23 protein-coding genes are annotated in these 26,934 nt (G+C 63.6%); 8 read left to right on the top strand and 15 right to left on the bottom strand.

The features are described from left to right. Positions 1–45 precede the first annotated feature (45 nt). Complete coding sequence (locus L0F51_RS00650) at positions 46–633, top strand: excalibur calcium-binding domain-containing protein (RefSeq protein ID WP_370642280.1); 588 nt, start codon at positions 46–48, stop codon at positions 631–633. Here the strand turns inward: L0F51_RS00650 and L0F51_RS00645 are convergent. The 7 genes from L0F51_RS00645 to L0F51_RS00615 form a co-directional block, all read right to left on the bottom strand. Beyond that, on the bottom strand, positions 527–1,825 hold the full coding sequence (locus tag L0F51_RS00645; protein ID WP_234627485.1) for a DUF3422 family protein: 1,299 nt from the start codon (positions 1,823–1,825) through the stop codon (positions 527–529). The genes L0F51_RS00650 and L0F51_RS00645 overlap by 107 nt on opposite strands. After that, positions 1,803–2,801 (bottom strand): NAD(P)-dependent oxidoreductase, encoded by a 999-nt coding sequence (locus L0F51_RS00640; protein WP_234627484.1) that lies wholly within the window; start codon positions 2,799–2,801, stop codon positions 1,803–1,805. The genes L0F51_RS00645 and L0F51_RS00640 overlap by 23 nt, the downstream gene beginning before the upstream one ends. A 16-nt stretch (positions 2,802–2,817) precedes the next feature. Beyond that, complete coding sequence (locus tag L0F51_RS00635) at positions 2,818–3,621, bottom strand: glycosyltransferase family 8 protein (protein ID WP_234627483.1); 804 nt, start codon at positions 3,619–3,621, stop codon at positions 2,818–2,820. A gap of 23 nt (positions 3,622–3,644) precedes the next feature. Further along, positions 3,645–4,865 (bottom strand): NAD-dependent epimerase/dehydratase family protein, encoded by a 1,221-nt coding sequence (locus tag L0F51_RS00630; protein ID WP_234627482.1) that lies wholly within the window; start codon positions 4,863–4,865, stop codon positions 3,645–3,647. 259 nt (positions 4,866–5,124) lie between these two features. Beyond that, complete coding sequence (mntR, locus tag L0F51_RS00625) at positions 5,125–5,556, bottom strand: manganese-binding transcriptional regulator MntR (RefSeq protein ID WP_234627481.1); 432 nt, start codon at positions 5,554–5,556, stop codon at positions 5,125–5,127. 172 nt (positions 5,557–5,728) lie between these two features. Beyond that, complete coding sequence (gene tsaA / locus L0F51_RS00620; protein WP_234627480.1) at positions 5,729–6,247, bottom strand: tRNA (N6-threonylcarbamoyladenosine(37)-N6)-methyltransferase TrmO; 519 nt, start codon at positions 6,245–6,247, stop codon at positions 5,729–5,731. Position 6,248: 1 nt separating this feature from the next. Beyond that, positions 6,249–6,458, bottom strand: a complete 210-nt coding sequence (locus L0F51_RS00615) for a molybdopterin-binding protein (protein WP_234627479.1) — start codon at positions 6,456–6,458, stop codon at positions 6,249–6,251. A gap of 90 nt (positions 6,459–6,548) precedes the next feature. Between L0F51_RS00615 and L0F51_RS00610 the strand changes: the two genes are divergently transcribed. Genes L0F51_RS00610 through modC form a run of 4 tightly spaced genes read left to right on the top strand, consistent with a single transcriptional unit; the run spans position 6,549 to position 9,939 of the window. Next, positions 6,549–7,340: a TOBE domain-containing protein gene (locus L0F51_RS00610; RefSeq protein WP_234627478.1), complete on the top strand. Its 792-nt coding sequence runs from the start codon at positions 6,549–6,551 to the stop codon at positions 7,338–7,340. 17 nt (positions 7,341–7,357) lie between these two features. After that, positions 7,358–8,119: a molybdate ABC transporter substrate-binding protein gene (gene modA / locus L0F51_RS00605; protein ID WP_370642279.1), complete on the top strand. Its 762-nt coding sequence runs from the start codon at positions 7,358–7,360 to the stop codon at positions 8,117–8,119. 6 nt (positions 8,120–8,125) lie between these two features. Continuing rightward, positions 8,126–8,812, top strand: coding sequence for a molybdate ABC transporter permease subunit (gene modB, locus L0F51_RS00600; RefSeq protein ID WP_234627477.1), 687 nt, complete (start codon positions 8,126–8,128; stop codon positions 8,810–8,812). Further along, complete coding sequence (modC, locus tag L0F51_RS00595) at positions 8,809–9,939, top strand: molybdenum ABC transporter ATP-binding protein (protein ID WP_234627476.1); 1,131 nt, start codon at positions 8,809–8,811, stop codon at positions 9,937–9,939. The genes modB and modC overlap by 4 nt, the downstream gene beginning before the upstream one ends. On the opposite strand, the gene L0F51_RS00590 is transcribed toward modC, so the two are convergent. Both L0F51_RS00590 and L0F51_RS00585 read right to left on the bottom strand, forming a co-directional pair. Further along, complete coding sequence (locus tag L0F51_RS00590) at positions 9,936–11,993, bottom strand: TRAP transporter permease (RefSeq protein WP_234627475.1); 2,058 nt, start codon at positions 11,991–11,993, stop codon at positions 9,936–9,938. The genes modC and L0F51_RS00590 overlap by 4 nt on opposite strands. Before the next feature lie 99 nt (positions 11,994–12,092). Then, the gene (locus L0F51_RS00585) at positions 12,093–13,100 is read right to left on the bottom strand and encodes a TAXI family TRAP transporter solute-binding subunit (RefSeq protein ID WP_234627474.1); all 1,008 of its coding nucleotides are present in this window, start codon (positions 13,098–13,100) and stop codon (positions 12,093–12,095) included. 216 nt (positions 13,101–13,316) lie between these two features. Between L0F51_RS00585 and tenA the strand changes: the two genes are divergently transcribed. Then, on the top strand, positions 13,317–13,994 hold the full coding sequence (gene tenA / locus L0F51_RS00580) for a thiaminase II (RefSeq protein ID WP_234627473.1): 678 nt from the start codon (positions 13,317–13,319) through the stop codon (positions 13,992–13,994). Between the two features lie 229 nt (positions 13,995–14,223). On the opposite strand, the gene L0F51_RS00575 is transcribed toward tenA, so the two are convergent. From L0F51_RS00575 to L0F51_RS00550, 6 genes are all read right to left on the bottom strand, one after another. Continuing rightward, positions 14,224–15,168: a phosphatidate cytidylyltransferase gene (locus tag L0F51_RS00575; RefSeq protein WP_234627472.1), complete on the bottom strand. Its 945-nt coding sequence runs from the start codon at positions 15,166–15,168 to the stop codon at positions 14,224–14,226. Further along, a complete protein-coding gene (locus L0F51_RS00570) occupies positions 15,161–15,832 on the bottom strand; it encodes a 1-acyl-sn-glycerol-3-phosphate acyltransferase (protein ID WP_234627471.1) in 672 nt (223 codons plus the stop codon). The genes L0F51_RS00575 and L0F51_RS00570 overlap by 8 nt, the downstream gene beginning before the upstream one ends. Further along, complete coding sequence (locus tag L0F51_RS00565; RefSeq protein ID WP_128293483.1) at positions 15,829–16,443, bottom strand: CDP-alcohol phosphatidyltransferase family protein; 615 nt, start codon at positions 16,441–16,443, stop codon at positions 15,829–15,831. Before L0F51_RS00565 ends, L0F51_RS00570 begins: the two co-directional genes overlap by 4 nt. An 86-nt stretch (positions 16,444–16,529) precedes the next feature. Beyond that, complete coding sequence (locus L0F51_RS00560; RefSeq protein ID WP_234627470.1) at positions 16,530–17,012, bottom strand: DUF3429 domain-containing protein; 483 nt, start codon at positions 17,010–17,012, stop codon at positions 16,530–16,532. Positions 17,013–17,113: 101 nt separating this feature from the next. Beyond that, positions 17,114–17,920 carry a fructosamine kinase family protein gene (locus tag L0F51_RS00555; RefSeq protein WP_234627469.1) on the bottom strand — a complete coding sequence of 269 codons (807 nt, stop codon included), beginning with the start codon at positions 17,918–17,920 and terminating at the stop codon, positions 17,114–17,116. Then, a complete protein-coding gene (locus L0F51_RS00550) occupies positions 17,917–18,396 on the bottom strand; it encodes a low molecular weight protein-tyrosine-phosphatase (RefSeq protein WP_234629283.1) in 480 nt (159 codons plus the stop codon). Before L0F51_RS00550 ends, L0F51_RS00555 begins: the two co-directional genes overlap by 4 nt. A gap of 366 nt (positions 18,397–18,762) precedes the next feature. Between L0F51_RS00550 and L0F51_RS00545 the strand changes: the two genes are divergently transcribed. Further along, on the top strand, positions 18,763–20,547 hold the full coding sequence (locus L0F51_RS00545; protein WP_234627468.1) for a DEAD/DEAH box helicase: 1,785 nt from the start codon (positions 18,763–18,765) through the stop codon (positions 20,545–20,547). Between the two features lie 252 nt (positions 20,548–20,799). Then, positions 20,800–26,757 (top strand): DUF3320 domain-containing protein, encoded by a 5,958-nt coding sequence (locus L0F51_RS00540; RefSeq protein ID WP_234627467.1) that lies wholly within the window; start codon positions 20,800–20,802, stop codon positions 26,755–26,757. Positions 26,758–26,934: the final 177 nt, after the last annotated feature.

The raw sequence follows: 26,934 nt of genomic DNA, 5'->3' as shown, positions 1-26,934 counted from the left end.
CTGTGCGTGCGCTGTCCACCCCTCGCAACCTAAGGTTAACCCCTCATGCGTAGGTGGCAAAACATGTCGGGGGATACACGACGCGAGACCGATCACCAACCGGGCCTTAGGGGTGGATCGGAATGTCACGAAGGGCACGGGGAAGCCGCGGCGGCGGCGCGCCCCCGTCTGCCTCCCGATCTTGCAGAGAAAGAGGCAGAGAAACTGCGCCAGCGCTTCGCGCGCATTTCCAAAGCCGCCGGTCTGTATCGAACACCTCAGAAACGTCGGCTCCCCTTCGTCGCACTCATTATCCTGGCTTTTCTCGCGGGCTTCCTCGCCGTTCTTGTGCAGCCTCACCTGCCGCCAACCATTGTCCTGCGCCATTACGCGGCGGCGCCAAACTGCGGCCTCGCGCGACTCGTCAAGCTCGCACCCGCCAGGCGTGGCGACCCGGGCTACTGGCCGCGGCACGACGCAGATAATGATGGGATTGCCTGCGAGCCCGTGCCGTCGACGAACGTCGATTTGAGATTCAGGTCGTGGTCTAATCGGGAGTCTTTTTGGCAGCTGCACGCCGTGCCCGGCGGACCCCGTACCACACGAGACCTGCCACAAAAGGCACCGCAAGACCCGTCGCCAGACCAACATTGATCGGCGTGCCGGCGCTTTCCGCTGCCTTGAAGAGATAGCCGACGAGACCGATGGCGTAATAGCTGATCGCCACCACCGACAGACCTTCGACCGTCTCCTGCAGCTTGAGCTGAACGCGCGCGCGCTCGTCCATGTTCTTCAAAAGGTCTCGGTTCTGCTCTTCGAGCTCCACCTCGACACGTGCCCGCAAAAGGCTGCCGACACGCGCGGCGCGCTGCGCCAGCGCCTCCTGGCGCTCCTCGGCCGATTCGCAGGTGGCCATCGCCGGTCCCATGCGCCGGTCCAGAAAGCCATCAATGGTCAGCACCTCGTCCATGCGCTCCAGACGCAGATCGCGCAGTCGCTGCTTGACGAGCTGGTAGTAGGCGCGCGAGGCGCCGAAGCGATAGCTGGTGCGTGCCGCCACGCTTTCGATCTCGGCCGAAAGCTGTGACAGGTGCCGAAGGAGATCGGCGTCGCTCGTCTGATCGGCCCGGTCAGCCATGCGTGCACTGATATCTGCGAGCGCCTCGTCGACCGACCGCAGCCGCGGCGTCGCCTCCTGGGCAATCGGCAAAGCGAGAAGCGCGAGCGCGCGATAGGTGTTGAGCTCGACGAGCCGCTGCACCGTGCGGCCGGCATGGCGCTCCTCGAGCCCCTTGTCCTGAATGAGGATGCGGGTGAAATGGTCGGAATGCAGGCGGAAATCGGCCCAGACCAGAGCCTTGCCGCCAGCCACGGCATTTCCGATCAGGGGATTGCCATTGAAATGCCGGAGCGAAATCTCCTCCGGGCTCGGCATCTCCACCTCTTTCGGGATGATTGCCAAATGCACCGCCGACAGGACCTCTCCCGGCACTTCTGCCAGCCAGTCGCGCGGCAGCTCCTCGATGATCGTGTCTTCGAAGGGGTGGGTGAAATGCGCCCGCCGGAAGAAGGTGTAGGAGCAGAATTCCGTATGGCGCTCCCATTTCACCGTGAGACCGCCGAACTCGGCCGTATGGTGCTTCGCCTCGCTCGAGGGCGCGGCACCACCGAGACGGGCGCAAAGGCGCGCCAGATGCTCGCGATCGGCCTCCAGGCTCTTTTCGCCCGACAGGGCGGCGAATTGCGAGATTCGCAATGGCGCGCGCATCGGCTCCGACGGCCGCGCATGCAGCTCACGGATCAGGTATTCCCGCTGCGGATGCTCACGGAAAAGTTGTGGGTTCATTCGCTTCGGCTCCACAAACGCCGGCAAGCGCATCGATCGTGCCGGCAAAATGCGCCCGCCCGCCCGGCTGCCAGCCAAGTCTCCTTAAGCGATCACAACACATGATGGCGACACTTCTTTCGTCGCCCCTTTCCGGCAGCGATCCTGGCCGGGCCAGTGCCTCGCGCAACGCCGCCACGATCTCGCGGTTGCTGAGAAGAAGATCGGAGCAGTTGTAGATCTGCCCCGTGGCCATTTCCGCAGGCGCATCGAGAAGGAGAGCGACAGCCTGCCCGACATCCTCGCCATGAACCTCCGTCGCGACGCGAGGCGCAATCTCGAGAGTCCCGTCAAGAATCTGGCGCGCGATGCTCATCCATTTCGTCCGCTCCAGCGGTTCGACGAGACCATAAACCCCGGTCACTCTGAGCGAGGCTCCCGCAAAGCCCACGGACGGCATGGCGGGCGTGACGGCCGGTACGGCGAGCGGCGCGAAAGTCTCCGGCGGGTCAAGGCAGAGCCTGCGCAACCCCCTCTCCACGGCGAGCTTGACGTGGCCGTAATGGGTGTCCGGCTCGGGCACCATCGTCTCATCGAGCGGGCCCTCCAGAGACCCGTAGACGGCACGGCTCGACAAGAAGACTGCCCGCTTCACGCCAGCGGCTTTGGCCTCTCTCAGGACGCGCAAAGAGGCGTCGCGGTTGGCGCGGTAAAAACCTTCGACATCATCGCCCTCGCCGCCGCGGTAGCGGCCCGCCACATGCTGGAAAGCGGCATGGACGACATGATCGACGTCCGCGATGGCCGCACCAAAATCGGCCTGCGGATCGAGCTCGAACGGCACCCATTCGAAAGGAAAGGAGAAGCGCCCCTCGGGAGGCCGCTGCCGCGAGGCGAGCCTGATCCGAAAACCATGGCCGGCCAGATGGCGCGCAATCAACTGGCCGACATAACCGGTCCCCCCGGTGACGAGAACGAGAGGTGGCTTTTCGCTCATGCGCGGAGAGAGGCTCTCAGGTTGCCGGCGCAATCGGATCGAGCGATTCCGGCAGTCCGCGCCCTTCCATGACGTTCCACCATAGATCGATCAGCGGGCCGAGTTCGGCGCGCTTCGGATGATCCTCCTGCCAGGGCTTTTCGTATTGGTAGTGCAGGATCTTGGTAGCGTCCCAGTTCCACAGCTGCGGCAGCCGGAAATAGACGTATTGCAGGACGTTGTAGATGTACGGCAGGCCGTGCCAGTCGGCGAAGTAATCCTGCAAAAAGCTCTGATCGGTGCGGGGCCAGAACGCGTCGGGCGCGTCGAGGACGAGCATCATCGTCTCGTAGGTGGCCTTGTCGGGCTTGGTTACGAAGACGCCGGAATTCAGCCGATGGAAACCGTCGAGCGCGTCATAGACGTTCGGCGCCGCGGAAAATCCCGGATAGCTGAAGAGCTTGTCGCAATTGCGCAGAAAGAGCGCATCGGCATCGACGAAGACGATGCGCTCATATTCATCGAGTTCCCATAGCCGCAGCTTGGCGAAATTGAGAAGCGGGTCGTGGAAGCTCGGCTTCTCACCCCTCGTAAAGGGCGCTTCGCGGTGCTGTGCGGCCCGGCTGTGGCGTTCACGAAATGCCTCCGACACCTCCGGTGGACGCGTCGGAACCACGCTCACCCCTTCCGCCTCCATCTGATCGAGCCCCGGAAGATCCTCCGGGGCCAGGACAAGCAGCGGCGCCTCCGATTCCGTCATGCGGAACGAGCGCGCAAGCGCCGTCGCTCCGATCAAGTAGTCAGGATTAGCGGCAAGGGTAGCATAGGCCACTTTCGCCATACGGCCGAGACTTTCTATGAATTCTAGGAGATCGCTGTCAGTTTCGGCGAGCCCGGATGGGTATTAATCGCCTTGTTCCGCTCCTTCGTCCACCCAGACACGCATGGAATGCGCGTCTTATCGATGCGGTAAGCGTATTTGCGGGCCACATCGATCACTTCGGAGAGGAGACCTTCCTCGAGCCGGATCGGATCGAGACCGAGAGCCAGGAATTTTTCGTTGCAGACGGAGAGTTCGTTCTCGTCCGCCTCCTTGCGCGGATTGGGCAGGTTGGCAATCTTGGCACCCGTCATCTTCGCGACGAGCTCGGCGAGATCGCGCACGCGATGGGTTTCCGTCGCCTGGTTGAAGATCTTGACCGGCTCGCCCGATGCCGGCGGATTCTTGAGGGCGATCTCGATGCAGCGCACGGAATCCTGAATATGGATGAAAGCCCGCGTCTGCCCACCGGTGCCGTGCACGGTGAGCGGATAGCCGACGGCCGCCTGAATCAGGAAGCGGTTGAGGACGGTGCCGTAATCGCCGTCATAATCGAAACGGTTGATGAGCTGTTCGTGCATCTTCGTTTCGGCGGTGTTGGTGCCCCATACCACGCCCTGATGCAGGTCGGTGACGCGCACGCCGTCGTTCTTGGCGTAAAACTGGAAAAGCAGCTGATCGAGGCATTTCGTCATGTGATAGACGCTGCCCGGATTGGCCGGATAGAGGATGTCGCGATCCTCCCACTCACCCGTCTGGCTCTGGATTTTGACCGGCAGATAACCTTCCGGGATCTGCGCCTTGACCGTGCCGTAGCCATAAACGCCCATGGTGCCGAGATGCACGAGATGCGCGTCGAGGTCGACCGCAACCATGGCGTTCAGAATGTTGTGGGTGGCGTTGACGTTGTTGTCGACGGTGTAGGTCTTATGACGATCCGACTTCATCGAATAAGGCGCCGCACGCTGTTCGGCGAAGTGGATGATCGCCGCGGGACGATTCTCATCCAGCCAGTTCTTGAACCGCTCGTACTCCTTGGCAACGTCGATCAGATGGAAGCGCAGGGCCACTCCCGTCAGCTCACGCCAGACCCGGCAGCGCTCCTGGATGGAATCCATCGGGGTGAGCGACTGAACGCCGAGCTCGGTGTCGATCCAGCGACGGCTCAGATTGTCGATGATATGGACCTCGTGCCCACGCTTCGACAAATGCAAGACGGTTGGCCAGCCGACGAAACCGTCGCCTCCTAAAACCGCGATCTTCATGACAATCCCATCTCCTGAGTGCGCTTTGCGTCGATCTTGTCACAATATCGGCGCCGGATGACAATCCCATGCTGCAAGCCAGGGATGCGACGTTGCGCGTCGGCGCCCAAGGGTGAACCACCCGGACGGGGCCGAAGGTGCCCACACCACTTGGAGTTCGGACGCCGCGGCGCGGCCATCAAGGCGAGCTGTCGAGCCCTTGCCCGGCTCATAAAAAAGGGTGGTCCGGGCCCCTGGTACCCCGTTCAGCGCCGCGCGCTCAATTCTGGCGTTTGAGAAAATTGCGGAATGCCGCCAGCGTTTCGTCGCTGACATGGTGCTCCACGCCTTCGGCATCCTGTTCGGCGATTTCGCGGCTCGTGCCGATCGCCAGGAGGAAATCGCGTACCAGCGCATGACGTTCGCGTGCGCGTTCAGCAAGGGCCTTGCCGGCATCGGTCAGGAAGATCGAGCGATAGGGTTCGGAGCGCACGAGTCCGTCGCGGATCAACCGCTGAATGGTCCGGTTGACGGTGGCGTGCGTCACCCCGAAGCGCTCCACGAGGTCGGTTCCCCGCGCCTCTCCACGGACGGCGATCAAGTCGTCGATCAGCTCGACGTAATCCTCCGCCACTTCCGACTGGTGCGCCTTGCGCACCCGCTCGAAGGCCGCGCGCTGGCGCGCCGGGTTGAGAAGCTTGTCCTTTGGCACTGTCCGGTCCGTGGGCAGGAGCAATGCCACTTCTGTAACAAATTTTCACCCGTGAACAATGCTTAGCACTGCCTAAGCGGAACGCCTGCCGCGCGCCTCGACGGCTTCGGCCGAACGTCATGACATGACGGCAATCCCGAGAAGCTCGGTCGACCTCGCCGTATCCCGCGGCTTAAGGGGCTGAACGCCCGGCCAAATCGCTCTCCACCTGCAAATCGCCCGGATGCGGAGGTCCAGCGGGCTTATAGAGACAACGATCGGGCTTGATGTCGATGAGCGGCGTCTCGTCGAGACAATCCATGCCGCGCACCAGGAGCGCCCCCTCCTCTACGGCAACCAGCCTGACGATCGAGGAGCCGATCGGATTTGGCCGCACCGGCGAGCGAAGCGCAAACGTGCCGCGCGCCTCGCCGCCGCCTCTGGGGCTCTGCAGGACGAGATCGCGGCGGGAACGGTGCAGCCAGTAGAGCACTTCGAGCCGCTCGTAGAGCGCGATGGTCCGCAGCGCCTCGGTCCACGGCTCAAAGATTTCCAACCGGCACAGCGGCCCGTCCGGCCGCCCCATGCGCGGACAATCCATCCGCGATCTCCAAGGCGTGCGGGCACGGCCGATAAAGACGAGGCCCGCATCGACGGGCGGAGGCGCCGCAACGGCGCGCTCCCTTGCATCGGCGGCGTCTCGCCCGCTCATATCAGTCGCTGACGCCGACCATGACGTCGGAAGCCTTCACGACCGCATAAGCCTCCTGACCGACCTTAAGGCCCAGCTCATCGACAGCCTCGTTGGTAATCGATGAGGTGATGACCGTTCCGCCAATATCGATGCGAACATGCGAAGTGGTCGCCCCCTTCAACACTTCAACGACCGTGCCCTTGAGCTGATTGCGTGCACTGAGCTTCATATCCTTGTCCCCCAAACGTCGAACTATCTATGAGACTAATGACACGTTATGTAGTTTGACTATACGACGTTAGGAGAGTGTCCCTCGGCCATGGAAATCGAAGCCCTTGTGTCTTTGCGCAGCTCGGAATCGCCGGCCGTCGGTCGCGACAGGATCCGACTGCTCGAAGCCGTGGCGCGGGAGGGCTCGATCACGGCCGGAGCGAAGGCGGCCGGCATCACCTACAAGGCCGCCTGGGATGCGCTCGATGCCATGGCCAATCTGTTCGGTCAGCCACTTCTGGAAAAGCGCACCGGCGGACGTGCCGGTGGCGGGGCGACGCTGACGCCTACGGGGATCAAGGTCATCGAGGCCTACCACAAGCTGGAGACGGAGATGGCACGTGTCGTGCGCTCCCTCGAGCCGCATCTCTCCGGCACCGGCATTTCTCCGCTCAACCTCGTCTCGGGAGTGCTCATGAAGACCTCGGCCCGCAATGCGCTGAGAGGTACGATCACCCAGATCATCTCCGATGCGGTCGCAAGCGAAGTGGCGGTCAAGGTCAACGAGGCCACGACGATTTACGCTGTCGTCACGCAGGAAAGCCTCAAAATGCTCGGCCTGTGCGTCGGTCGCGAGGCGGTCGCCCTCATCAAGGCACCCTTCGTCATCATTGCGCCGGGCGAAAGCGCTCCGCCCCTGTCGGTGCGCAACTGCGTCGCCGGCACGGTCCGCCGGCTGACGCCCTCCGAAGTCACGACAGAAGTCGTCCTCGACATCGGCGGCGAGAAAAGCCTCGCCGCAACCATCACGGCCGAAAGTGCCAGATCTCTGGGCCTGGAACCCGGAAAGCCGGCATGCGCTCTCTTCGACGCAGCGCATGTCATTCTTGCGATCGACTGATCATTGGGGGAACTGAAATGATGTCATTGCGCTCTTTTGCGGCCGGGCTTCTGGTGGCCGCGGTGTCTCTGCCTGCCTCGATGGCTGCGGCGGCCGAAACGAATGTCGCCGTCGCCGCGAACTTCACCGAAGCGGCGAAAGAAATCGCCGCCGCCTTCAAGGAAAAGACCGGCGACGAAGCGGCTCTGTCGTTCGGCTCGACCGGCCAGCTCTACACGCAGATCAGCCAGGATGCCCCGTTCGAGGTGTTTCTTGCCGCCGACGACGAGCGGCCGGCCAAAGCCATCACCGAAGGCTATGCGGTCGAAGGCAGCGACTTCACCTATGCGATCGGCAAGATCGTCTTGTGGAGCACCGACGCCGACCTCGTCACCGGCGAGGACACTCTGACATCGGGTGATTTCGACAAGATCTCGATCGCCAATCCGACGACCGCCCCTTATGGCGCCGCGGCTGTGGAGGCCATGAAGGCGCTCGGCGTCTACGACGATCTCGAGCCGAAAATCGTCCAGGGCAACAACATCGCCCAGGCATTCCAATTCGTGCAAACCGGCAATGCCGAGCTCGGCTTCGTGGCCCTGTCGCAGATTGCGGCCAGTGACGAGGGCTCGCGCTGGGAGGTTCCGGCCGATCTCTACACGCCCATCAAGCAGGACGCCGTCCTTCTGAAGAAGGGCGAGGAGAGCGAGGCGGCAAAGGCCTTTCTCGATTTCCTGAAGGGACCGGAAGCCGGCGCCATCATCGAGAAGTACGGTTACGGCACCGCTGCTGGAAGCTGATCGTTCGTGCCGGAGCTTTCGTCTGAAACCGTCTCGGCGATCCGCCTCACGATCGAGCTTGCAACGATCACCACGGTGATCTTGCTCCTCGTCGGCACGCCGATCGCCTGGTGGCTCGCGCGCTCGCGCGCCTGGTGGAAGGAGGCAGTCGCGACCGTGGTCGCGCTGCCCCTCGTCCTGCCGCCGACGGTTCTGGGCTTTTATCTTCTCGTTGCGCTCGGCCCCTCCGGGCCGGGCGGGCAGCTCGCGGCGCTGTGGGGCGGGCGCACGCTCGCCTTCACCTTCGAAGGCCTCGTCATCGGCTCCGTCATCTATTCCATGCCCTTCGTCGTGCAGCCGATCCGCAACGCCTTCGAGGCGATGGGCGAACGACCTTTGGAGGTCGCCGCAACGCTCCGCGCCTCCCCTTTGCGCACGTTCTGGAGCGTCGCCCTGCCGCTCGCACGGCCCGGCTTTCTGACGGGTGCCGTCCTCGGCTTTGCCCATACCGTCGGCGAATTCGGCGTGGTCCTCATGATCGGCGGCAACATTCCGGGCGAGACCAAGGTCCTGTCGGTGGCCATCTATGACTATGTGGAGACACTGCGCTGGGCCGAGGCGACGGTGCTGGCGGCCGGCATGGTCGTCTTCGCCTTCATCGTCATCTTGACCATGACACTCATCGAAAAGCGCGTGGCGCGTCCCGGGAAATGACGGTTCAGACACCTCCGCCGATGGCAGGAAACACGATCGAGGCTACGTTTTCAGGTCGCCTCGGTCACTTCGCGCTCGACGCTTCGTTCTCGGTCCCGGCAAAAGGCGTCACCGGCCTGTTCGGCCCGTCGGGCTGCGGCAAGACTTCGGTTCTGCGCTGCGCGGCCGGCCTCAACAGGTTAGAGGGCACGTTCTCGATCGACGGCGAGATCTGGCAGGACGACAAAACCTTCCGCCCGACGTATCGCCGCCCGATCGGCTACGTCTTTCAGGAAGCGAGCCTCTTCCCGCATCTCAGCGTTCGTCAGAATCTTCTCTACGGCGCGCCGGGCAGACGGCCGCCCTCCTCCGCCAGCGGCACGGGTTTTGAGGAAGTCATCGAGCTTTTGGGCATCGGCGATCTCCTGGGGCGTTCGACCCGCAATCTCTCCGGTGGCGAACGCCAGCGCGTCGCCATCGGCCGGGCGCTTCTCTCGCAGCCGAAGCTCCTGTTGATGGACGAACCGCTTTCGGCGCTCGACCGGCAGACCAAGGACGGCATTCTGCCGTTTCTGGAGCGTCTGCACGATCGCCTCGCCATGCCCGTCCTTTATGTGAGCCACGACATCGCCGAGGTGGAGCGCCTTGCCGACCATCTCGTCCTGATGCAGGCGGGCAAGGTTCTCGCCGCCGGGCCGCTCGCGGAATTGCAGGCCGATCCGAACCTGCCGCTTGCCGCCTCCCGCGAGGCGGTCGTCAGCCTCGATGCGATCGTGGAAAGCTATGATGCCGCTTTCGGGCTTGCGCGGCTTGCCGTCGCCGGCGGGCATTTCGAGATCCCGGCCGCCGCCGGGGCGCCCGGAACGCGCCGCCGGATTCGCATCGCCGCGGGCGATGTGAGCCTCACCCGCCGTCCGCCTGAGGACACGACCATCATCAACATCCTGCCGGTGACGATCGTCTCAGAAACGCCCGTCGGCGCGCATGAAACCCTTCTCGTCCTCCGCCTTGGTAAGAATGGCGGAGGCGCGAAGCTTCTGTCGCGCGTTACGCAACGCTCCTGGCACCACCTCGAACTCGAGGTCGGCCAGAAGCTCTATGCACAGGTCAAAGGCGTGGCGCTTACGCCGGCGAGCGCCAGCAGCTAGGTCGACGCCTCACTCTCTGCGGTCCGCCGCGGCGGTACGTGCTCAAAGCCGAAGAAGACCTGCCGCAGGAGGACGAGGGCGAGAATGCCGAGGCCGATCGCCGTCGAGGTGAACTCCGGCGCCACCAGAAGAATGGCCGCAACGGCCAGAACCCAGCGTTCGAGGAGATAGAGCGGTCCCCACAGCCAGCCCGCAAACGCCGCCGACAGCGCCGTGATGCCGACCACCGTCCCGGTGAAAGCGAGCGCGAAAGCCTGCCAGGTGAAGCCATCGGTCACCAGAAGCAGCGACGGGGAGAAGACGAAGACGAACGGCACCAGCGCCTTGCCCATGCCGAGCCGGAAAGCGGTATTTCCGGCCTTAAAGGGATTGGCATTGGCGATCCCCGCCCCGGCATAGGCGGCAAGCGCCACAGGTGGCGTGATGTCGGCCAGAACGCCGTAATAGAAGACGAAGAAATGCGCCACGATCGGCGCGATCCCGAGCAGCCCCAGAACCGGCGCTGCGACCGACACCATGATCAGATAGGTCGCCGTCGTCGGGATGCCGCAACCCATCACGATGCAGACGATCGCCGTCAGGATGAGGGTGATGAGCAGCGTCAGCGTCGAGACTTCCATCACGCCGAAGGGGATGTACGGGCCGATCATTTCCGCCCACTGCCCCGCAGTCGAAGTCACCATATAGGCGATCTTGAAGGAGACGCCGGTGAGCGTGACGACACCGATGATGATGCCGACGGTCGCGGCCGCCGCGCCCACGGCAAGCGCATATTTCGCGCCGAGCACGAAAGCGTCGACGACGTCCTTCACTCTGATGCGGTTCAGCGGATTGACGAGGCCGATGACGATGCAGGCGGTGATGCCCCAGAAGGCGGCGAGATAGGGCGTGAAGCCCTGAAGGAGGATGCCGATCAAGAGGAAGAGCGGGATGAGCGTCGGCCAGTCGCGCTTCAGGATCACGCCGACCTTCGGCAACTCTTCTCTCGTCAGGCCACGCAGGCCGAGACGCTTCGCCTCGAAATGCACCTGACAGAGTACGCCGAAGAAATGCATCGCCGCCGGCACGATCGCCGCGGTGATGATGGTCGTATAGGAGACGCCAAGAAACTCGATCATCAGGAAGGCGGCGGCGCCCATGACCGGCGGCGTGATCTGCCCGCCTGTCGAGGATGCCGCTTCCACGGCCGCCGCGAAATGGCGCTGATAGCCGATGCGGATCATCGCCGGGATCGTCAGCGCACCGGTCGTCACCGTGTTGGCGATCGACGAGCCGGAGATCGATCCGAGAAGAGCGGACGAGAAGACGGAGACCTTCGCCGGGCCGCCGGAGAAACGGCCGGCAAAGGCCGAAGCGAAATCGATGAAGAGACGCCCGAGGCCGATCCGCGTCGCCAGGACACCGAAGAGCACGAAGTGGAAGACGTACGTCGCCACGACGCCGACCGGCAGACCGTAAATGCCCTGGCTCGTCAGATAGAGGTGGTTGACGAGCGTCTTCCAATCGCTGCCGGGATGGACGAGGACGCCCGGCGCGCTTTGCCCGAATATCGCATAGGCCATGACGATGATGGCAATCACCGGCAAGGGCCAGCCCATCGATCGGCGCGTCGCCTCCAGGAGGACGACGATCATGACCGTCCCCATGACGACGTCGATCGGCAGAGGATTGCCGACGCGGAAGGCGAGATCGTTGAAGATCCACGGGACGTAGAGCGAGGCTACGGCCGCCGCGAGGGCGAAAAGCCAGTCGTAGATCGGCAGGCCGAGCGGCCGCCACAGGCTCGAGGGATAAAGGGTATCCTGGCCCTTCTTGGTCGCGGCGAAAACGATGAAGATCAAGGACAGGACGAAGGCGAGATGCACGCCGCGATGGTTGACCTCGCGCAAAAGGCCAAAGCCCGCCGTGTAATAGTGAAAGAGCGACAGGCAGAAGAGGAGCGTCGCGGCGACATATCCCGCGTAGCGCCCGAGCGGCCGAAAACGCACTTCCGGATCAAACCGCTCTTCGAGCTCTTTGACCGCGGCGGGATCAATCTCTTTTTCTTCCTGCATCCGAACCTGTCGTCTTTTGGGCCTTCCGGCCTTCCACACTCAAACGTCCACAATCAGACAGGCGGCGGAAAACCGCCGCCTGCATTGCTGAAATCCGGCTTACTTGGAGACGCCGGCTTCGTCGTAGAACTTCTTCGCACCCGGGTGCAGCGGGATGCCCACACCGTCGAGAGCCGTGTCGAGCGTGATCACCTTGCCCTTGGCATGACCGCTGTCGAGGAGCTTGCGGGTGTTGTCGTTCCACAAAGCCTTGGTGATCTCGTAGATCAGCTCTTCCGGCTGATCGGCGCTCGTCACCAATTGGGCACCCACAGAGAGCGTCTCAACGTCCTCGTCCTGCCCTTCATAGGTGCCCGCCGGGATCGTGTTGGCGGCGAAGAACTCGTAATCGGAGACGACGCTGTCGGCCTCGTCGCCGGCGATCGGCACGACGGTGATGTCGGTGTTGGAGGCCAGTTCCACGATGGCACCGGCCGGGAAACCACCGACGAAGAAGAAGGCGTCCATGGCGCCGTCGCGCATACGGTCAGCGGCCTGGTTCGGCTTCAGATAATCCGCCTCGATATCGTCCTCGCTCAAGCCCCAGGCGCCGAGGATCAGACGCGCATCAACGATGGTGCCGGAGCCCGGCTCGTCCAGAGAGACGCGCTTGCCCTTCAGATCGGCGACCGACTTGATGCCGGAGGATTTGCTGGCGATGAGATGGATGCTCTCGGGATAGAGGTTGGCGATCGCACGGAGCTTCTCGACCTTGCCCTTGCCCTCAAAGACGCCGGTGCCGGTCTGCGCCCAATAGGCGACGTCCGACTGCGAAAAGCCGGATTCGACACCGCCGGAATTAATTGCATTGACGTTCGCAACGGAGCCATTGGAAGCGATCGCCGTCGCCACCAGGCCCGGCACGCCGCAGCTGCCGCCTTCGTCGCAAGGACGCGAGCCCGGAGGGTTGGAGATGGCATTGGCGATGAGACCGCCGATCGGGAAATACGTCCCGGACGTGCCGCCGGTGGCGATGCGGAAGAATTTTACGTCCTGCGCAAAGGAGGTCCCGGCAAGCGCCAGGCCGGCAACTGCGATCACCGCCCCGATCAGCTTTCTGGATGGCATGAATGTCATCTTCTGTTCCCATGTTCGTGAACTGGCACGGGAGGCCCGAAGCCTCCCGCATGGGCCGCACCATAGCTGTCGGAACAGGCCGAAGGAAACCAGATTGTGACGGAAATAGCGGCACATCCCCGTAAAGCTTAAGTCGAAAGAGCCCTTCGACAGGTAGACGCTTCCCTCTGTTCTGGCTACTTGCCGGGGAATGGGAAGGAGATCGCGATGAGCACGTTTTCCGCAGCAGCCTGGGCGCGCAATGCCGGGCTCTACGAGACTATCCGCAACATGCCGTTCAACACCGAGCTTGCCGCCGGGACGCTCTCTGAAAAGCGCTTCAAGCATTACATCACCCAGGATGCGCATTACCTGATCGGCTTCGGCAAGGGCCTCGCCATTGCCGCGGCCAAGGCACCCGATCCCGAGCGCATGGTGCAGCTCGCCAATTCCGCGCAAGGAGCGATCGTGGTGGAACGGGCGCTGCACGGCACTTTCTTTGCCGATTACGGCATCGCACCCGAGGTCTTCGAAGCGAGCCCGCTGTCGCCCGCCTGCCACCATTACGTGTCGTTCATCACGGCGACGGCCTGGAGCGAGCCCTATGAGGTGCTGCTGGCGGCGCTCCTGCCCTGCTTCTGGATCTATGCCGAGGTCGGCAACGACATCCTTGCCCGCGCCGCGTCGCCCAATCCTTATTCGGCGTGGATCGAAACCTATGCCGGTGAGGAGTTTCAGGACGCCGTCAAGACGATGATCGCCACCACCGACGAGGCCGTGGCCGAGGCGGCGCCCGCCGTTCAGGCCAAGGCGCATGATGCCTTCGACCGGGCGGTGCAGCTTGAATGGATGTTCTGGGAGTCAGCCTACCGGCTCGAGACATGGCCGGTGCGCCCCGGGGAATAGGAAGCGGCCTGAACATGACCCGCGGCGTGAGAGCCGCGGGCGCTCAGCCCGGATGCCTGCGATCGCGGGGTCGGTCCTGGTGACGTGATACGAAATAGAAGAACACGCCGATCGCCACGGCGCCTACGGACATCATGCTGAAAAGCAGAATGAATTCGAGGTTGCTCGTGCGACGAGCCTTTCGAGCACCTTTCGTCCTAATCAATACTTAGCCGAAAAACTGCTCCGGTCAGCTCACCGAGAAAAAGAACCGCGTCAAGTGGAAGAAGATCGGCGCGGCGAAGACGAGCGAGTCGATACGATCGAGCACGCCGCCGTGACCTTCGATCATCTGTCCCCAATCCTTGACGCCACGGTCGCGCTTGATCGCCGACATGACGAGACCGCCGAAGAAGCCCATGATGGCGATCAACGCCGCCATGGCGAGCGCAACAAGCGGCGTAAACGGCGTCAACCACCACAGCCCGGCGCCCAGAAGCGTCGCAAGCCCGACGCCGCCGATCAGCCCCTCCCAGGTCTTAGACGGTGACAAATTCGGCGCGACCTTTCGGCGTCCGAACAGCTTGCCGCACACATATTGGAGAACGTCACTCGCCTGCACGACAATGATCAGGAAGGCGATCAGAAGAAGATTTCCGCCCTCAAAACCCGGGATGTCGAGGTTCAAGATCGCCGGCACATGCGACAGGCAGAAGACGCAGATCATCAGCGCCCATTGCACCTGTGCGACACGTTCCATGTATCGCGCGGTCTCGGCGCGGAAGGCCGCGATGATCGGGAGAGCCAGGAAGGCATAGACCGGGATCAGAACCGAGTAGATGCCATACTGGTCGGCGAGGACGAGGGCGTATTGCGCCGGCAGAAAGATGAAAAAACTGGCTGCGAGCGCGTAATGATCGCCACGTCTGGTCGGCGTCAGCGTCATGAATTCGCGCAATGCCGTAAAGGAGGCGAAGGCGAAAAGAAGGACGACACCCGCCTTGCCGAACAGGAAGGCGATGAGCATCAGCGCGACGAGCACCCACCAGGCCTTGATGCGTGCGTTGAGATTGTCGATCACCGCGTGCGGCTTTTGCCAGCTGATCGTCCGCTTCAGGATGAACCCGATGAGCGAAGCTACGGCCAGAATGGCAAAGACGCCGGCCGCCAGAGTGAGGAGATTGGGCTCAGCCATCTTTGTGGGTCTCTCCGTTGGCCGGAGCGGTCGCCAATAACGCCGCGCGGGCGCGATCCAGAAACGCCTCTTTCTCCTCTCCCTCACCCAGTTTGACCGGAGCGCCGAACGTCACGGTGCACAAGAGCGGCACCGGCACGATCTCGCCTTTCGGCAAGACACGGTTCAAATTGTCGATCCAGACCGGGACGCACTCGATCTCGGGACGCTTCTCGGCGAGCCGGTAGATGCCGCTCTTGAACGGCAGGAGACGCTCGTCGCCAGTGTTGCGCGTCCCTTCCGGAAACAGGATCAGGGAGGCGCCGCCGGACAATGCATCCGCCATCAGGGCGATCGGATCGGGGGTCTCTTCCGTGCGGGTGCGCTCGATCAGGACGGCGCGAAACACCTCTTCAGAGATATAGCGGCGCATCCGCGTCGCACGCCAGTAATCGGCGGCCGCAACAGGGCGTGTCACGCGCCGCAGCGCCGGCGGCAGCACCGACCACAACAGCACAAAGTCGCCATGGCTCACATGGTTGGCGTAATAAATGCGGCGATGGGTGGTGGGATCGCAGCCGCGCCATTCCGCGCGCACACCGGTTGCGACTCGCGCCGCAAGGATCAGCGCCGTCGTGGTGGCATCGACCATGAACCCCGACGCGGCGGGCGGAAAATCGCTCATTCGCCTGCCCTTACCGGCATTTCGGCAAGCGCCGCGCGCACCCGCTTGACGATGGTGACGACGAGCAGGATCGCCACAGCCCACAGAGCGAGCGCGCTCCAATCCGGCAACGGCCCGCCGAAGCCGACCCATGTCCCGATAACGCCGAAAACGAGCGCCCGGTCGCTCTTGCCGAGCGGGCCGTCATATCGGCGGCTGGCACCCAGCGCCTGCGCCAGGACGCCGGCAAACTCGGTCAGAATGGCGAGAAGCACGACGAAGGCGACGAGCCCCGGGCCAAAGGCCGGCAGGATCGCGAAGGGCGCATAAAGGAACGCGTCGGAGACGACGTCACCGAGCTCGTTGAAAAAGGCGCCGAGCCTGCTCTTCTGCCCATGCTCGCGCGCCAGCATGCCGTCGGCGGCGTTGAAGGCCATCCGCAGCCCGAGCCACAAGGGGATGAGGAGGAAGAGTGGGCGCACTTCGGCCGCCATGACCAGAAGACCGACGAGAACGGAGATGGCGGCGGCAGCAAGCGTCACCTGATTGGCCGTCACGCCTTTTTCGGCGAGGCGGTCGACATATGGGCGCAGGCGAGCCTGGAAGGCCGGCTTGAGATCGTAGAGGGTCATGGGCGGGCCGGGAATCAAAGAAGATAGCGGCCACAATGCCTGCCTCGACACAGTTTGCAAGCCGGCTCACGGCTTCGTCGCCTGCCTCAATCGACCCAGAGAAGAAGAACCACAAAGCTTGCAATCGGCACGAGCATCTGGAGGGGACGCAGACGCGCAAAGAAGAGCGGCGCTTCGCCTCTCCTGGCGCTGAGCGGATCGACGATCGCCAGGCTCACATAGCCGGCCAACAGCAAAAGAAACGCTCCTGATCCTGGCCCGAGCAGCAGAGACAGAAGCCCGAGCCCGAAGAGCCAGAAAGTCATGGCGAGCTGCGTCATGGTCGGGCCGGCCTCGGTGCGAAAACTGAGGCCTCGGCGCACGCCACCAAGAAAGATTAAAACACCGGCGCCCCAGATCGTCGTCAGAGACAGCACGACCTCGGCCGCATCGTCCGGTAGCACGAGGACAGCGAGCGCGCCTACGGCGATCGGCAGCATTGCACCGTAGCCGAGGAAAGTGCTGAGACCCGGCGTCCTGGCCGGCTCGCTTATCTCAAGGCTGCGGCCGTCCTTTTCGTAAGTCGGCATAGCCAGGGAACTTCGGAATCCTTTGACGGTTCCCGTTGCAACAGGCTGCGGCAGCCATGTCGACGGTCGCAAGAGGAGAACTCCTCGAGCGATGCCGGATTCTAGACGCCGAGCTGTTGGAGAAGACCTTCGACCATCGGCCGGTACCCACCGCCGAAGAGGCGCAGATGCACGAGCGCCGGCCAGAGTTGATAGATGGTGAGCCTTTCCTCATAGCCCGGCTCCAGCGCACCATAGGCGTCGTAAAAAGCGCCGCCTGGGCGGCCGAAGAGATTGAGCATCGCGAGATCGACCTCGGAATGGCCGAAATAGCAAGCCGGGTCGATCAGCCCGGAGACCCGATCATCGGACACGACGATGTTTCCGCCCCACATATCTCCGTGCAGGAGCGCCGCGGCAGGTCGCCCGGGAATTCGGTTCGGAAGATCGGCGACAAGACGTTCGATACGTCGCGCGAGCCTGCCGTCGATATGCGGCACGTTCACGAGGAGACGCTTGTCTCCCCAGAATGCGACCCAATCCTCGGCACGATCATTGACGATCGCGACTGGACCGAAGGCATAATCCTCGCTCCAGCCATATTGGCCGGCGCGGCGCGCGTGCAATGTCGCAAGCGCGATGCCGAGATCGGCCCACGCATTTCTGAGACTGCCGCTGTCGGGCAGAACCTCCATGACGAGAACATGCTCGTCAGCTGCCAGAACCGCCGGCGCCGGAGCGCCGCTTTCGGAAATCGCGGCGAGCATCGCCGCTTCTGTGCGGGGAGAAGGACCATTCTTGACGACGGCCTCGCGCCCATCCTCGAGCTTGATGTGCGCGAGTTGCGAGATGTCGCCGCCATGCAGCACCGTCTCCGAAACGAGAACGCCGCCAAGAAGCTCCACCCCGGCCTTCCCGAGGAGGCTCATACCCGCACCTTGAGATGCTGCGCCAAACCGCGAGCCCCGACGCTCACATCGGACCACGTGGTCTCGAAGCCCTCGTCTCCTCCGAAATAAGGATCGGCCACCGGCTCGCCCTCACGGCCTTTCACATGGTCGAGGAGCAGGCTCAGCCTCGCCGTCGCGTCGGGGGGCGCAAGCCGTTCAAGCGCGGCCAGATTTTCGCGGTCGAGCGCCACGATATGGGTGAAGCGGTAGAAATCCTGGCGGGTGACGGTGCGCGCGCGGCAGGCTGTGACATCGACACCGTGGCGGCGCGCCACCGCCTGCGCCCGCGGATCGGGCGCCTCGCCGACATGCCAGTCGCCCATGCCGGCCGAATCGACGTCCACGTCGATCCCCTGCGCTTCCGCTTCTTCACGAAAGGCGGCCTCGGCCAAAGGCGACCGACAGATATTGCCGAGACAGACGAAAAGAACCGACGGGCGATCGGCCCCCGGCATTTGCACATGAGATCTGAGGTTCAATTTGGTCGCGTCCCATCGGCGCTTTTCGCACTCTGCATCGCACAACTCGCTTACGCGTGTGATCCGCCCCCCACGAACAACATAAGTAGAATTGTGCGTCCGGCACCAGAGATATGAGCTTTTTAGCCAAGAGTATGTTTGCAGACGTGCTCCGTGCTGGAAGGAATTGCCCGGGCCGAAGAGCGTGAACAGCCGGGCGAGTGACGCAGCCGCACCACACGTCATTGGCTTGCCGGCAAATCCTTGGTATGGAGCCCGCAACAGCCACGGCACCATGTCGCCGCTTTTCGGAGCCGCCGCGCATATCCGCGCGGCCCGCATTCCGCCCAATTAGGATACCCAATGCCCTTGATCACGACGAGCGCGCCGCTCGCCGCCGCGCTTGCAAGCCGTGGCTATACCGACCTTACCGACGTTCAAACGGCCGTCCTCCAACCTGAAGCCGACGAGCGCGACCTGCTCGTTTCCGCACAGACCGGATCCGGCAAGACCGTCGCCTATGGTCTCGCCCTCGCCCCCACACTCCTCGGCGAAGAAGAAAGACTGCCCGAAGCAGGCGAGCCGATGGCTCTGATCGTGGCGCCGACACGCGAACTCGCCATGCAGGTGACGAACGAGCTCACCTGGCTCTTTGCGGAAACCGGCGCCCGCCTCGTGACACTGGTCGGGGGCATGGATCCGCGCGCCGAGCGCCGCCGGCTCGATCAAGGCGTCCACATCGTCGTCGGAACCCCGGGACGGCTGCGCGATCACCTCACGCGCGGCGCGCTGCAGATCGGCAATCTGAAAGCCCTCGTCATCGACGAGGCCGACGAGATGCTCAATCTCGGCTTCCGCGAGGATCTGGAATTCCTGCTGCAGGCCACGCCGGCGTCCCGCCGCACGCTCCTGTTCTCGGCAACCCTGCCGCAAACCATCATGCAGCTGACGAAGCGCTACCAGAAGGACGCGCTCCGCATCGAGGTGGCGCGCGGCGAGACGGGACATGCCGACATCGAGTATCGCGCCGTCCGGATCGCGCCGAACGAGACCGAGCATGCGATCGTCAACATTCTGCGCCGCGCCGAAGCGCCAAACGCCATCGTCTTCTGCAACACCCGCGAAAGTGTGCGCCACCTTTCCTCCGGCCTGATCGAACGCGGCTTCGCGGCCGTCACTTTGTCCGGCGAACTCAGTCAGGCGGAGCGCAACCAGGCCATGCAGGCGCTGCGCGACGGCCGGGCGCGCGTCTGCGTCGCAACCGATGTCGCGGCACGCGGTCTCGACTTGCCGAGCCTCGATCTCGTCATCCATGCGGATTTGCCGAGCGACGCCGAAACCCTGCAGCACCGTTCAGGACGTACCGGCCGGGCTGGCCGCAAAGGTGTCTCGGTCTTGCTGGTGCCGATCTCGCGACGCCGCAAGGCAGAACGACTTCTGGCCGAAGCGCGCATCGATGCGGCATGGTGCGCTGCCCCCTCGGCAGATGAAATCCGCGTGGCCGACGAAGAGCGCCTGCTCGCCGATCCGGCGTTCAAGGAAGAGCCGAGCGAGGAGGACGCAGCAACCGCCGCCCGGCTGCTTGCCGCGTACTCACCGGAGGTTCTCGCTGCAATGCTGGTGCGCCAGTGGCGCTCGGAGCTGCCCGCGCCGGAAGACGTCTTCGACCCGAATTTCGGGCGCGACCCGGCCGCGGGAAGGCCCGGCCGTGACCGCGACGACAGGGGTTCGTCCAAACACGCACGCGGAGGCCCCTATCTGTGGTTCCGCATGGACGTCGGACGGCGCAACAATGCCGACCCGAAATGGCTGCTGCCCCTTTTGTGCCGGCGCGGACAGATCACACGGCAGGAGATCGGGGCCATCAAGATCTTCGACCGGGAAACCAAGTTCGAGATCGCCGAGAGCGTCGCCGGGCGTTTTCTAGAGACCGCGGCCCACAGCGAGGGCGACGACATCACCATCTCGCAATCCGATGCGCCTGGCAGCCGCGGCGGGCCGGGAGGCCGTGGCAAGCCGATGGGCCGAAACGGTCCCAACGACGACCGCAAGGCTTTCAAGCCCAAGCGCAAAGGCTTCAAAGAAGCCGGCGGCCCACCCCACGGCAAACCGACCAAGCGCCCGAAAGCGAAGAAAACCAAAAGCTGATCGGCCGCCAGGCCGCCTATCGGGGCGAAGAGCGGGAGGAAGGCTTAGACGCGGAGAACGACGAGGAAGAGGCACAGCAGGCGCAGGCCGCCTGACGGTTCCGGCGAAGAATGTGTCTGCATTCCTTCGAAGGATGATGTTTGCCCATGTGCAACGTGCGTCCCGGCGGCTTCTTTCGCACCGGCAGATTATCTGATCTATTGCTCTCTCAAGTATTTCTTAGAATAAAGATCCAGGCGGCGGAGTGAGAGAATGGAGCGGACGTCCGCTGTTGAAGGTGCTCCCCTGAGCGATACGGGGAGCACGGAAATCGTCGTCTCGGCCGACATCTCGCCAAGCTTCACATACGCCTCTTATCAAAACTCGGTCCCGGTTCTCCGATCTCTGCGACTGGTGAACCGCGCGCCAGAGCCGATCGAAAACGCCGAGTTGTCGCTGTCGGCCTCGCCGCCCTTCGTTCGGCGAAAGACCTGGAAGATCGACCGGATCGCCGGACAAGACGAACTCACCATCCTTGAACGTCGGGTGGACCTCGATGCCGATTATCTTGCCGGGTTGAACGAAGCCGAGCGCGGCGACATCACCCTCCGGCTGACACGAGGCGACGAGACGCTCGCGGAGCGCATTTTTCCCGTGCGGCTGCTCGCCCGCGACGAATGGGGCGGCGTCGCAGACATGGCCCAGATCCTTCCGGCTTTCGTCATGCCGAACGACGGCGCGATTTCGAAGGTGCTGCGCGCGGCAGCGGAGAGCCTTGCGCGTCACGGCCACGATTCCGGCATGGACGGCTACCAGAGCGGCGATCCGAAGCGGGCCTATATGCTGGCCGCCGCCATCTATTCGGCGGTGACCGGCCTTGGCCTCCATTACGCCCTGCCGCCGGCGAGTTTCGAACGGCGGGGCCAAAAGGTCCGTCGTCCGAGCACCGTGCTCGCCGAAGGTCTCGCCACCTGTCTCGACACGAGCCTCCTCTTCGCGGCAGCCCTCGAGGCGGCGGGCCTTCATCCGATCATCGTGCTCTTTGCCGACCATGCGACGACGGGCGTCTGGCTGCGGCCACGAACGCTGCCGCACACGGTCGAAAACGACGCCAGCGAGATCAGAAAGGCGATCGCAGCACGCGAGCTCCTGGTCTTCGAGACGACGGGCGTTACTCATCGCCCACCGATGATGTTCAATCAGGCGTGTCTATCGGCTGGAGAGCGTCTCGGCGAAGAACACGAGCTGTCGTTCGTCGCGGCCGTCGACGTTGCCCGCTCCCGCAGCAGCGGTGTCACACCGCTCGCTTCGCATGAGCGGTTGACCGCGAAAGACGCCGCGACAGAGGAGCCGGCCGGCGAGGTCCCGCTGCCCCCGGTGCCCGACTTCGATGCCATGCCCGATAAAGTGGAAGAGACGCCCGCCACGCCGGCCGGCCGCATCGACCGCTGGCAGCGCAAACTCCTCGACCTTTCGCTGCGCAACCGGCTTCTGAATTTCGTCGGATCGAAATCGACCGTCGCATTTCTCTGCCCAGACCCAGCCTTCCTGGAAGATCGGCTCGCCGACGGAAAGGCGATCCGCATCATCTCGCTGCCCGAACAGAACCCGCTCGGCGAGCGGGATGCCGAGCTCTACCGCGAGGTCCGTGGCAAAGACATCCAACGCGAGTTCGCTCTCGACGCCCTGAACCGCGACGAAATCGCGTCTCCGCTCGAACCCCAGTCTTTGGAAGCACGGCTGACAACGCTCTACCGGCAGGCCAAAAGCGACCTCGCGGAAGGCGGCGCGAATACGCTCTATATGGCCGTCGGCTTCCTTCGCTGGAAGAAAAAACCCGAGGACGAGCGGACCTATCGCGCCCCACTCCTCCTTATTCCGATCAAGCTCGAACGGCGCAGCGCCTCCTCGCAGTTCCGCCTGCTCCACCATGAGGACGATGTCCGGTTCAACGCCACGCTCCTGCAGTTTCTGGAGCGGGATTTCGATCTCAAAATTCCGTCGCTCCAGGGCGAGCTTCCGACCGACGAGAGCGGTATCGACGTGCCCTTCGTTCTGGAGCTCATGCGCAGGGCCGTGCGCGACGTGCCGGGCTTCGAGGTCGTCGACGAGACGGCGCTGGCCACCTTCTCCTTCGCCAAGTTCCTGATGTGGAAGGACCTCGTGGAACGGACCGATTCGCTTCGCCAAAATCGGGTCGTCCGGCATCTCATCGATACGCCGGAGCAGCCGTTCTCCGGCGACGGCACGGCCTTCCATCCGGAACGCGACGTCGATCGCGTCTTCGCCCCGGCCGACATCGTGACCCCGCTTCCCGCCGATTCCTCTCAATTGGTTGCAAGCATTGCCGCGGCCGAAGGCAAGGATTTCGTCCTCGTCGGGCCGCCGGGAACCGGCAAGAGCCAGACCATCGCCAACATGATCGCGAACTGCCTGGCAAAGAAGAAGACCGTGCTCTTCGTGGCGGAGAAGACGGCGGCTCTCGACGTTGTCTACCGGCGCCTGCGCGAGCACGGGCTCGCGCATCGGTGTCTGGAGCTGCACTCCAGCAATGCCGACCGGCGGCACTTTCTCAGCCAATTGCGCGACGCCTGGGAAAGCGGCAAGGCAGGGGCTGCCTCAAAATGGATCGAGCTCAACGATCGTCTCCGGATCCGCCGCGATGAGCTCAATGCCTATGTCGACGCGCTCCACCGTCAGGCGGCGAACGGGCTCACGCCCTACCTCGCGATGGGTCGCACACTGCGCGGCAAAACGCGCTACGCGCCGGCTCTCCATTGGCCCTCGAAGGATGCGCATGATCGCGAGAGCCTGCTCGAGCTCGAAGATCTGGCGGCGGAACTCGGCCGCACATTCGCGGAAGTGGAATACCGGCCTTCGCTCGCCTTCCTCGACATCGAGGAATGGTCGTCCGCATGGGAAGACAAAATGCTGGCGGCCTCTCGCATCTGCCGGGATGCGACGGACGATCTTCTGGAAGCTCTCGGTCGGCTCCGGCACGAGCTCGGCCTCGATGCCGTCGAGGATGCGGATCGGACGTCGCTGAAGAGTTATGCGGAGTTTGCGCGCCACATCGGCAAAAGCGCCGAAGGTGATTACGCCATCGCTCTCGACCGCGAATTCGAGCGGATCCAAGCCGCGATGGACGAGTTGGAGCGCGCTCTGCAGAGTTATGTCTCCGATGCGGGCGCGCTTTCAGCGATCTTCGAGCGCGAGGAACTTGGCCGGATTCCGGTCGATACGATCGAACAAGACTGGCGGCAGGCCAAGGCTTCGAACTGGCCGCTCTCATGGCTGCGGCGGCGCAAATGCCGCAAGCTCCTGCAGACTTACGCACGCTCCGGCAAAGTGGACCCGGAGAACGATCTGCCGCTGATCCGGCGGATGCAACACTCCGCTGCAGCGATCGCTCAAAGCCCACTTGTCGTCGAACGAAGCCATTTCGCCGGGCTCGACACGGACACGTCAAAGCTGCGAGCGCATCTCGAGGCAGCCCGGCAGCTGCGCGGCGCCTTCCTCGGGCTTCTCAGAACTGTGGGCGAGATGAAAACCGTCGTCGAGAGCGTCGCGCCCATCATCTACGGGCGGCGCGAAGGCGACACGCTGATCAGAGCCGCAGCGCGCTTTCTGGAACGACACGCGGCCTTTCTCTCGGCGGAAGCGGAATTTGGCGCGGCGGCAGGCCAGAGACCGACTGACCTCGAAGCAACGCCAAGCCTCGCTTCCATCTCGAAGGCGATGCGCGAGATCGAGGAGAGCCGTCCCCTCCTGCGCAACTGGTCCTCGTGGTGCAGCGTGCGGAACCGGGCCATTGCCCACGGCCTTCAGCCATTCGTCGAGGATCTCGGAAAAAGCCTGATCGAGCCCCATGACACGCGGGACATCTTCCGCCTCGCCTATGCAAGGTGGTGGTTGCCGCTCGCCATCGACGACGATGCCACGCTGCGCAGTTTCCGGCGCTTTCAGCACGAGCATGCGATCGACGATTTCCGCGAGCTGGACGATCTCGTGCGCAAGGCCGCCTCCACGCGCGTCGTCAGAGCCGTCGAGCACGATCTGCCAGCGGCGCACACGGTCCCGCGGAAATCCGAGCTCGGACATCTCCGGCATCAATTGGAGCTGAAGCGCCCAAGCCGTTCCATTCGCGAAATGATCGGCAAAATGCCCGAGAGCTTCGGAAGGCTCGCCCCGTGTGTCCTCATGTCCCCCTTGTCGATCGCGCAATATCTGCCGCCGGACCAGGCCCTCTTCGATGTCGTCATTTTCGACGAGGCCTCGCAGATCACGACCTGGGATGCCGTCGGCGCGGTCGCGAGAGGACGCCAGACGATCATCGTCGGTGATCCAAAACAACTTCCTCCGACCAACTTTTTCGGCCGCAACGAGGCCGATGATGCGGATCTCGAAGAGTATGAAAAAGATCTGGAGAGCATCCTCGACGAAGCGAGAGCCTGCGGTCTGCCCATTCACGATCTGCGCTGGCATTATCGCAGCCGGCACGAATCCCTGATCGCCTTCTCCAACTGGAATTATTACCAGAACCGTCTCATCACCTTCCCGTCTCCCGTCACCGAGGACAGGGCCGTGTCGTTCCGGCACGTGCCCGACGCCGTCTACGACCGCGGCAAGAGCCGCACGAACGAGAAGGAAGCCCGGGCGATCGCGAGAGAGGTCGCCACACGTCTCAAAGACTGGCTGAGACTGCCGGAGAGCGAGCGGCCGACCATTGGCGTGATCACCTTCAACAGCCAGCAGCAGGCACTCATCCTGGATTTTCTCGACGACGAGCGGCGCGCAGACGACGAAATCGAATGGTTCTTCGCAGACGACCGCGTCGAACCGGTGTTCGTGAAGAACCTGGAAAACGTCCAGGGCGACGAGCGCGACGTGATCTTGTTCTCCATCACCTTCTGCAAGGACGCCGCGGGCAAGCTCAGCGTCGATTTCGGCGCCATCAACCGCGACGGCGGCGAGCGGCGGCTGAACGTCGCCGTCACACGGGCACGCCAGGAGCTCCTCGTTTTCGCCGGGATCACCGCCGACCAGATCGATCTCAGCCGCACCAAGGCCGCAGGCGTCCACCACCTCAAGGCGTTCCTGGATTATGCGCAAAGAGGCGCCGTGGCTTTGCCCGCGGTGGAGACCGGGTCTCAGGGCGAACTCGAATCGCCCTTCGAACAGGAGATCGCCGATGAGCTGCGTGACCGCGGCTGGCATATCGTGCCTCAGGTCGGCGTCTCCGGTTTCCGGGTCGACATCGCGGTGAAGCATCCGGAGCGCCCCGGCGCCTATCTCGCCGGCATCGAATGCGATGGCGCCACCTATCACCGCTCCGCCACGGCCCGCGACCGCGACAAGGTGCGCGAACAGGTTTTGCGTGGGCTCGGCTGGGAGATCATTCGTGTCTGGTCGACCGACTGGTGGTTCGATCGCACCGAAGCGGCCTCCAGACTGCATGACGCCCTGGAAGAGCTCCTCGCGCGGCAACCCGCCCCCATCCCGGAACCTTCAGAGACGGCGCATTGGGAGATGGCCGAGACGGAGGGCGCGATGCGCGAGCCGCTTGTGGCGAGTGCGATATCCGTGGTGACGGAGGAGCAGCCCACTGACCTTTCGGACGCCGCCAGCGACGATGCCGACCGCTTCGCCGGCGGGGCCACGCCACAAGAGAGCCTCTTTGCAGGGCCTGACGCGGTACGAGAGACGGGTGAGCCCCTTTTCCACGTCGGAGATCTCTCAGTCTTCGATGCCGATCCGAACAGATTCTTCGATTTCGACTACCGCGATGAGCTTCAGGCGATGGTCGACGCGGTTCTGGAGGCCGAAGCTCCGGTGCGCGAGGACATTCTGATGCAGCGCATTGCGCGCGCGCATGGCTGGCTGCGGACCGGAAGACGGATCCGGGAGCAGATCGCGAAGCATCTGAAGACCCAGATGAGGACCGAAGAGGACGACGTGCCCTTCCTGTGGAAGACAGAGATTTCGCAACGTGTGCCCTACCGAGCCCCCGCCGGGCCGGAACACCGCCGCGCAGTTCCGGAAATCTCTCTCGCAGAGCTCGCCGATCTCATCCTCGCGGCTCCTGCGGTGTTCGCAGAAGTCGATCCGGCGCTCGCCCTCGCACGCACCATCGGCGTCGACAGGCTCTCCGCCTCATCGCGGACACGACTCGATAAGGCGTTGCAACATGCGCAACGCCTCGGCACAGGTGGGTCGCAGGTCGACCCCTGACGCACGAGCCCCTCGGCGTCAGCCGCGTACGTGCAGCGGAGCTTTGCCGTCGCAGTCTCCGCATGCACGCGCTCACGCAGACAGCCAGTGTCCCGAGGGCTGTCGATCCTGAATTTTGTCTTCACCTTTTCCCGGTCGACGCCTATCCCGGTGCGCGCGACACAGACGCTCGCCCGA

The organism is Afifella sp. H1R, assembly GCF_021462425.1.
Taxonomy (GTDB): Bacteria; Pseudomonadota; Alphaproteobacteria; order Rhizobiales; family Afifellaceae; genus Afifella; species Afifella aestuarii.
Note: the sequence above shows the minus strand (reverse complement) of the source record. Positions and strands in the feature narration are given on the sequence as shown.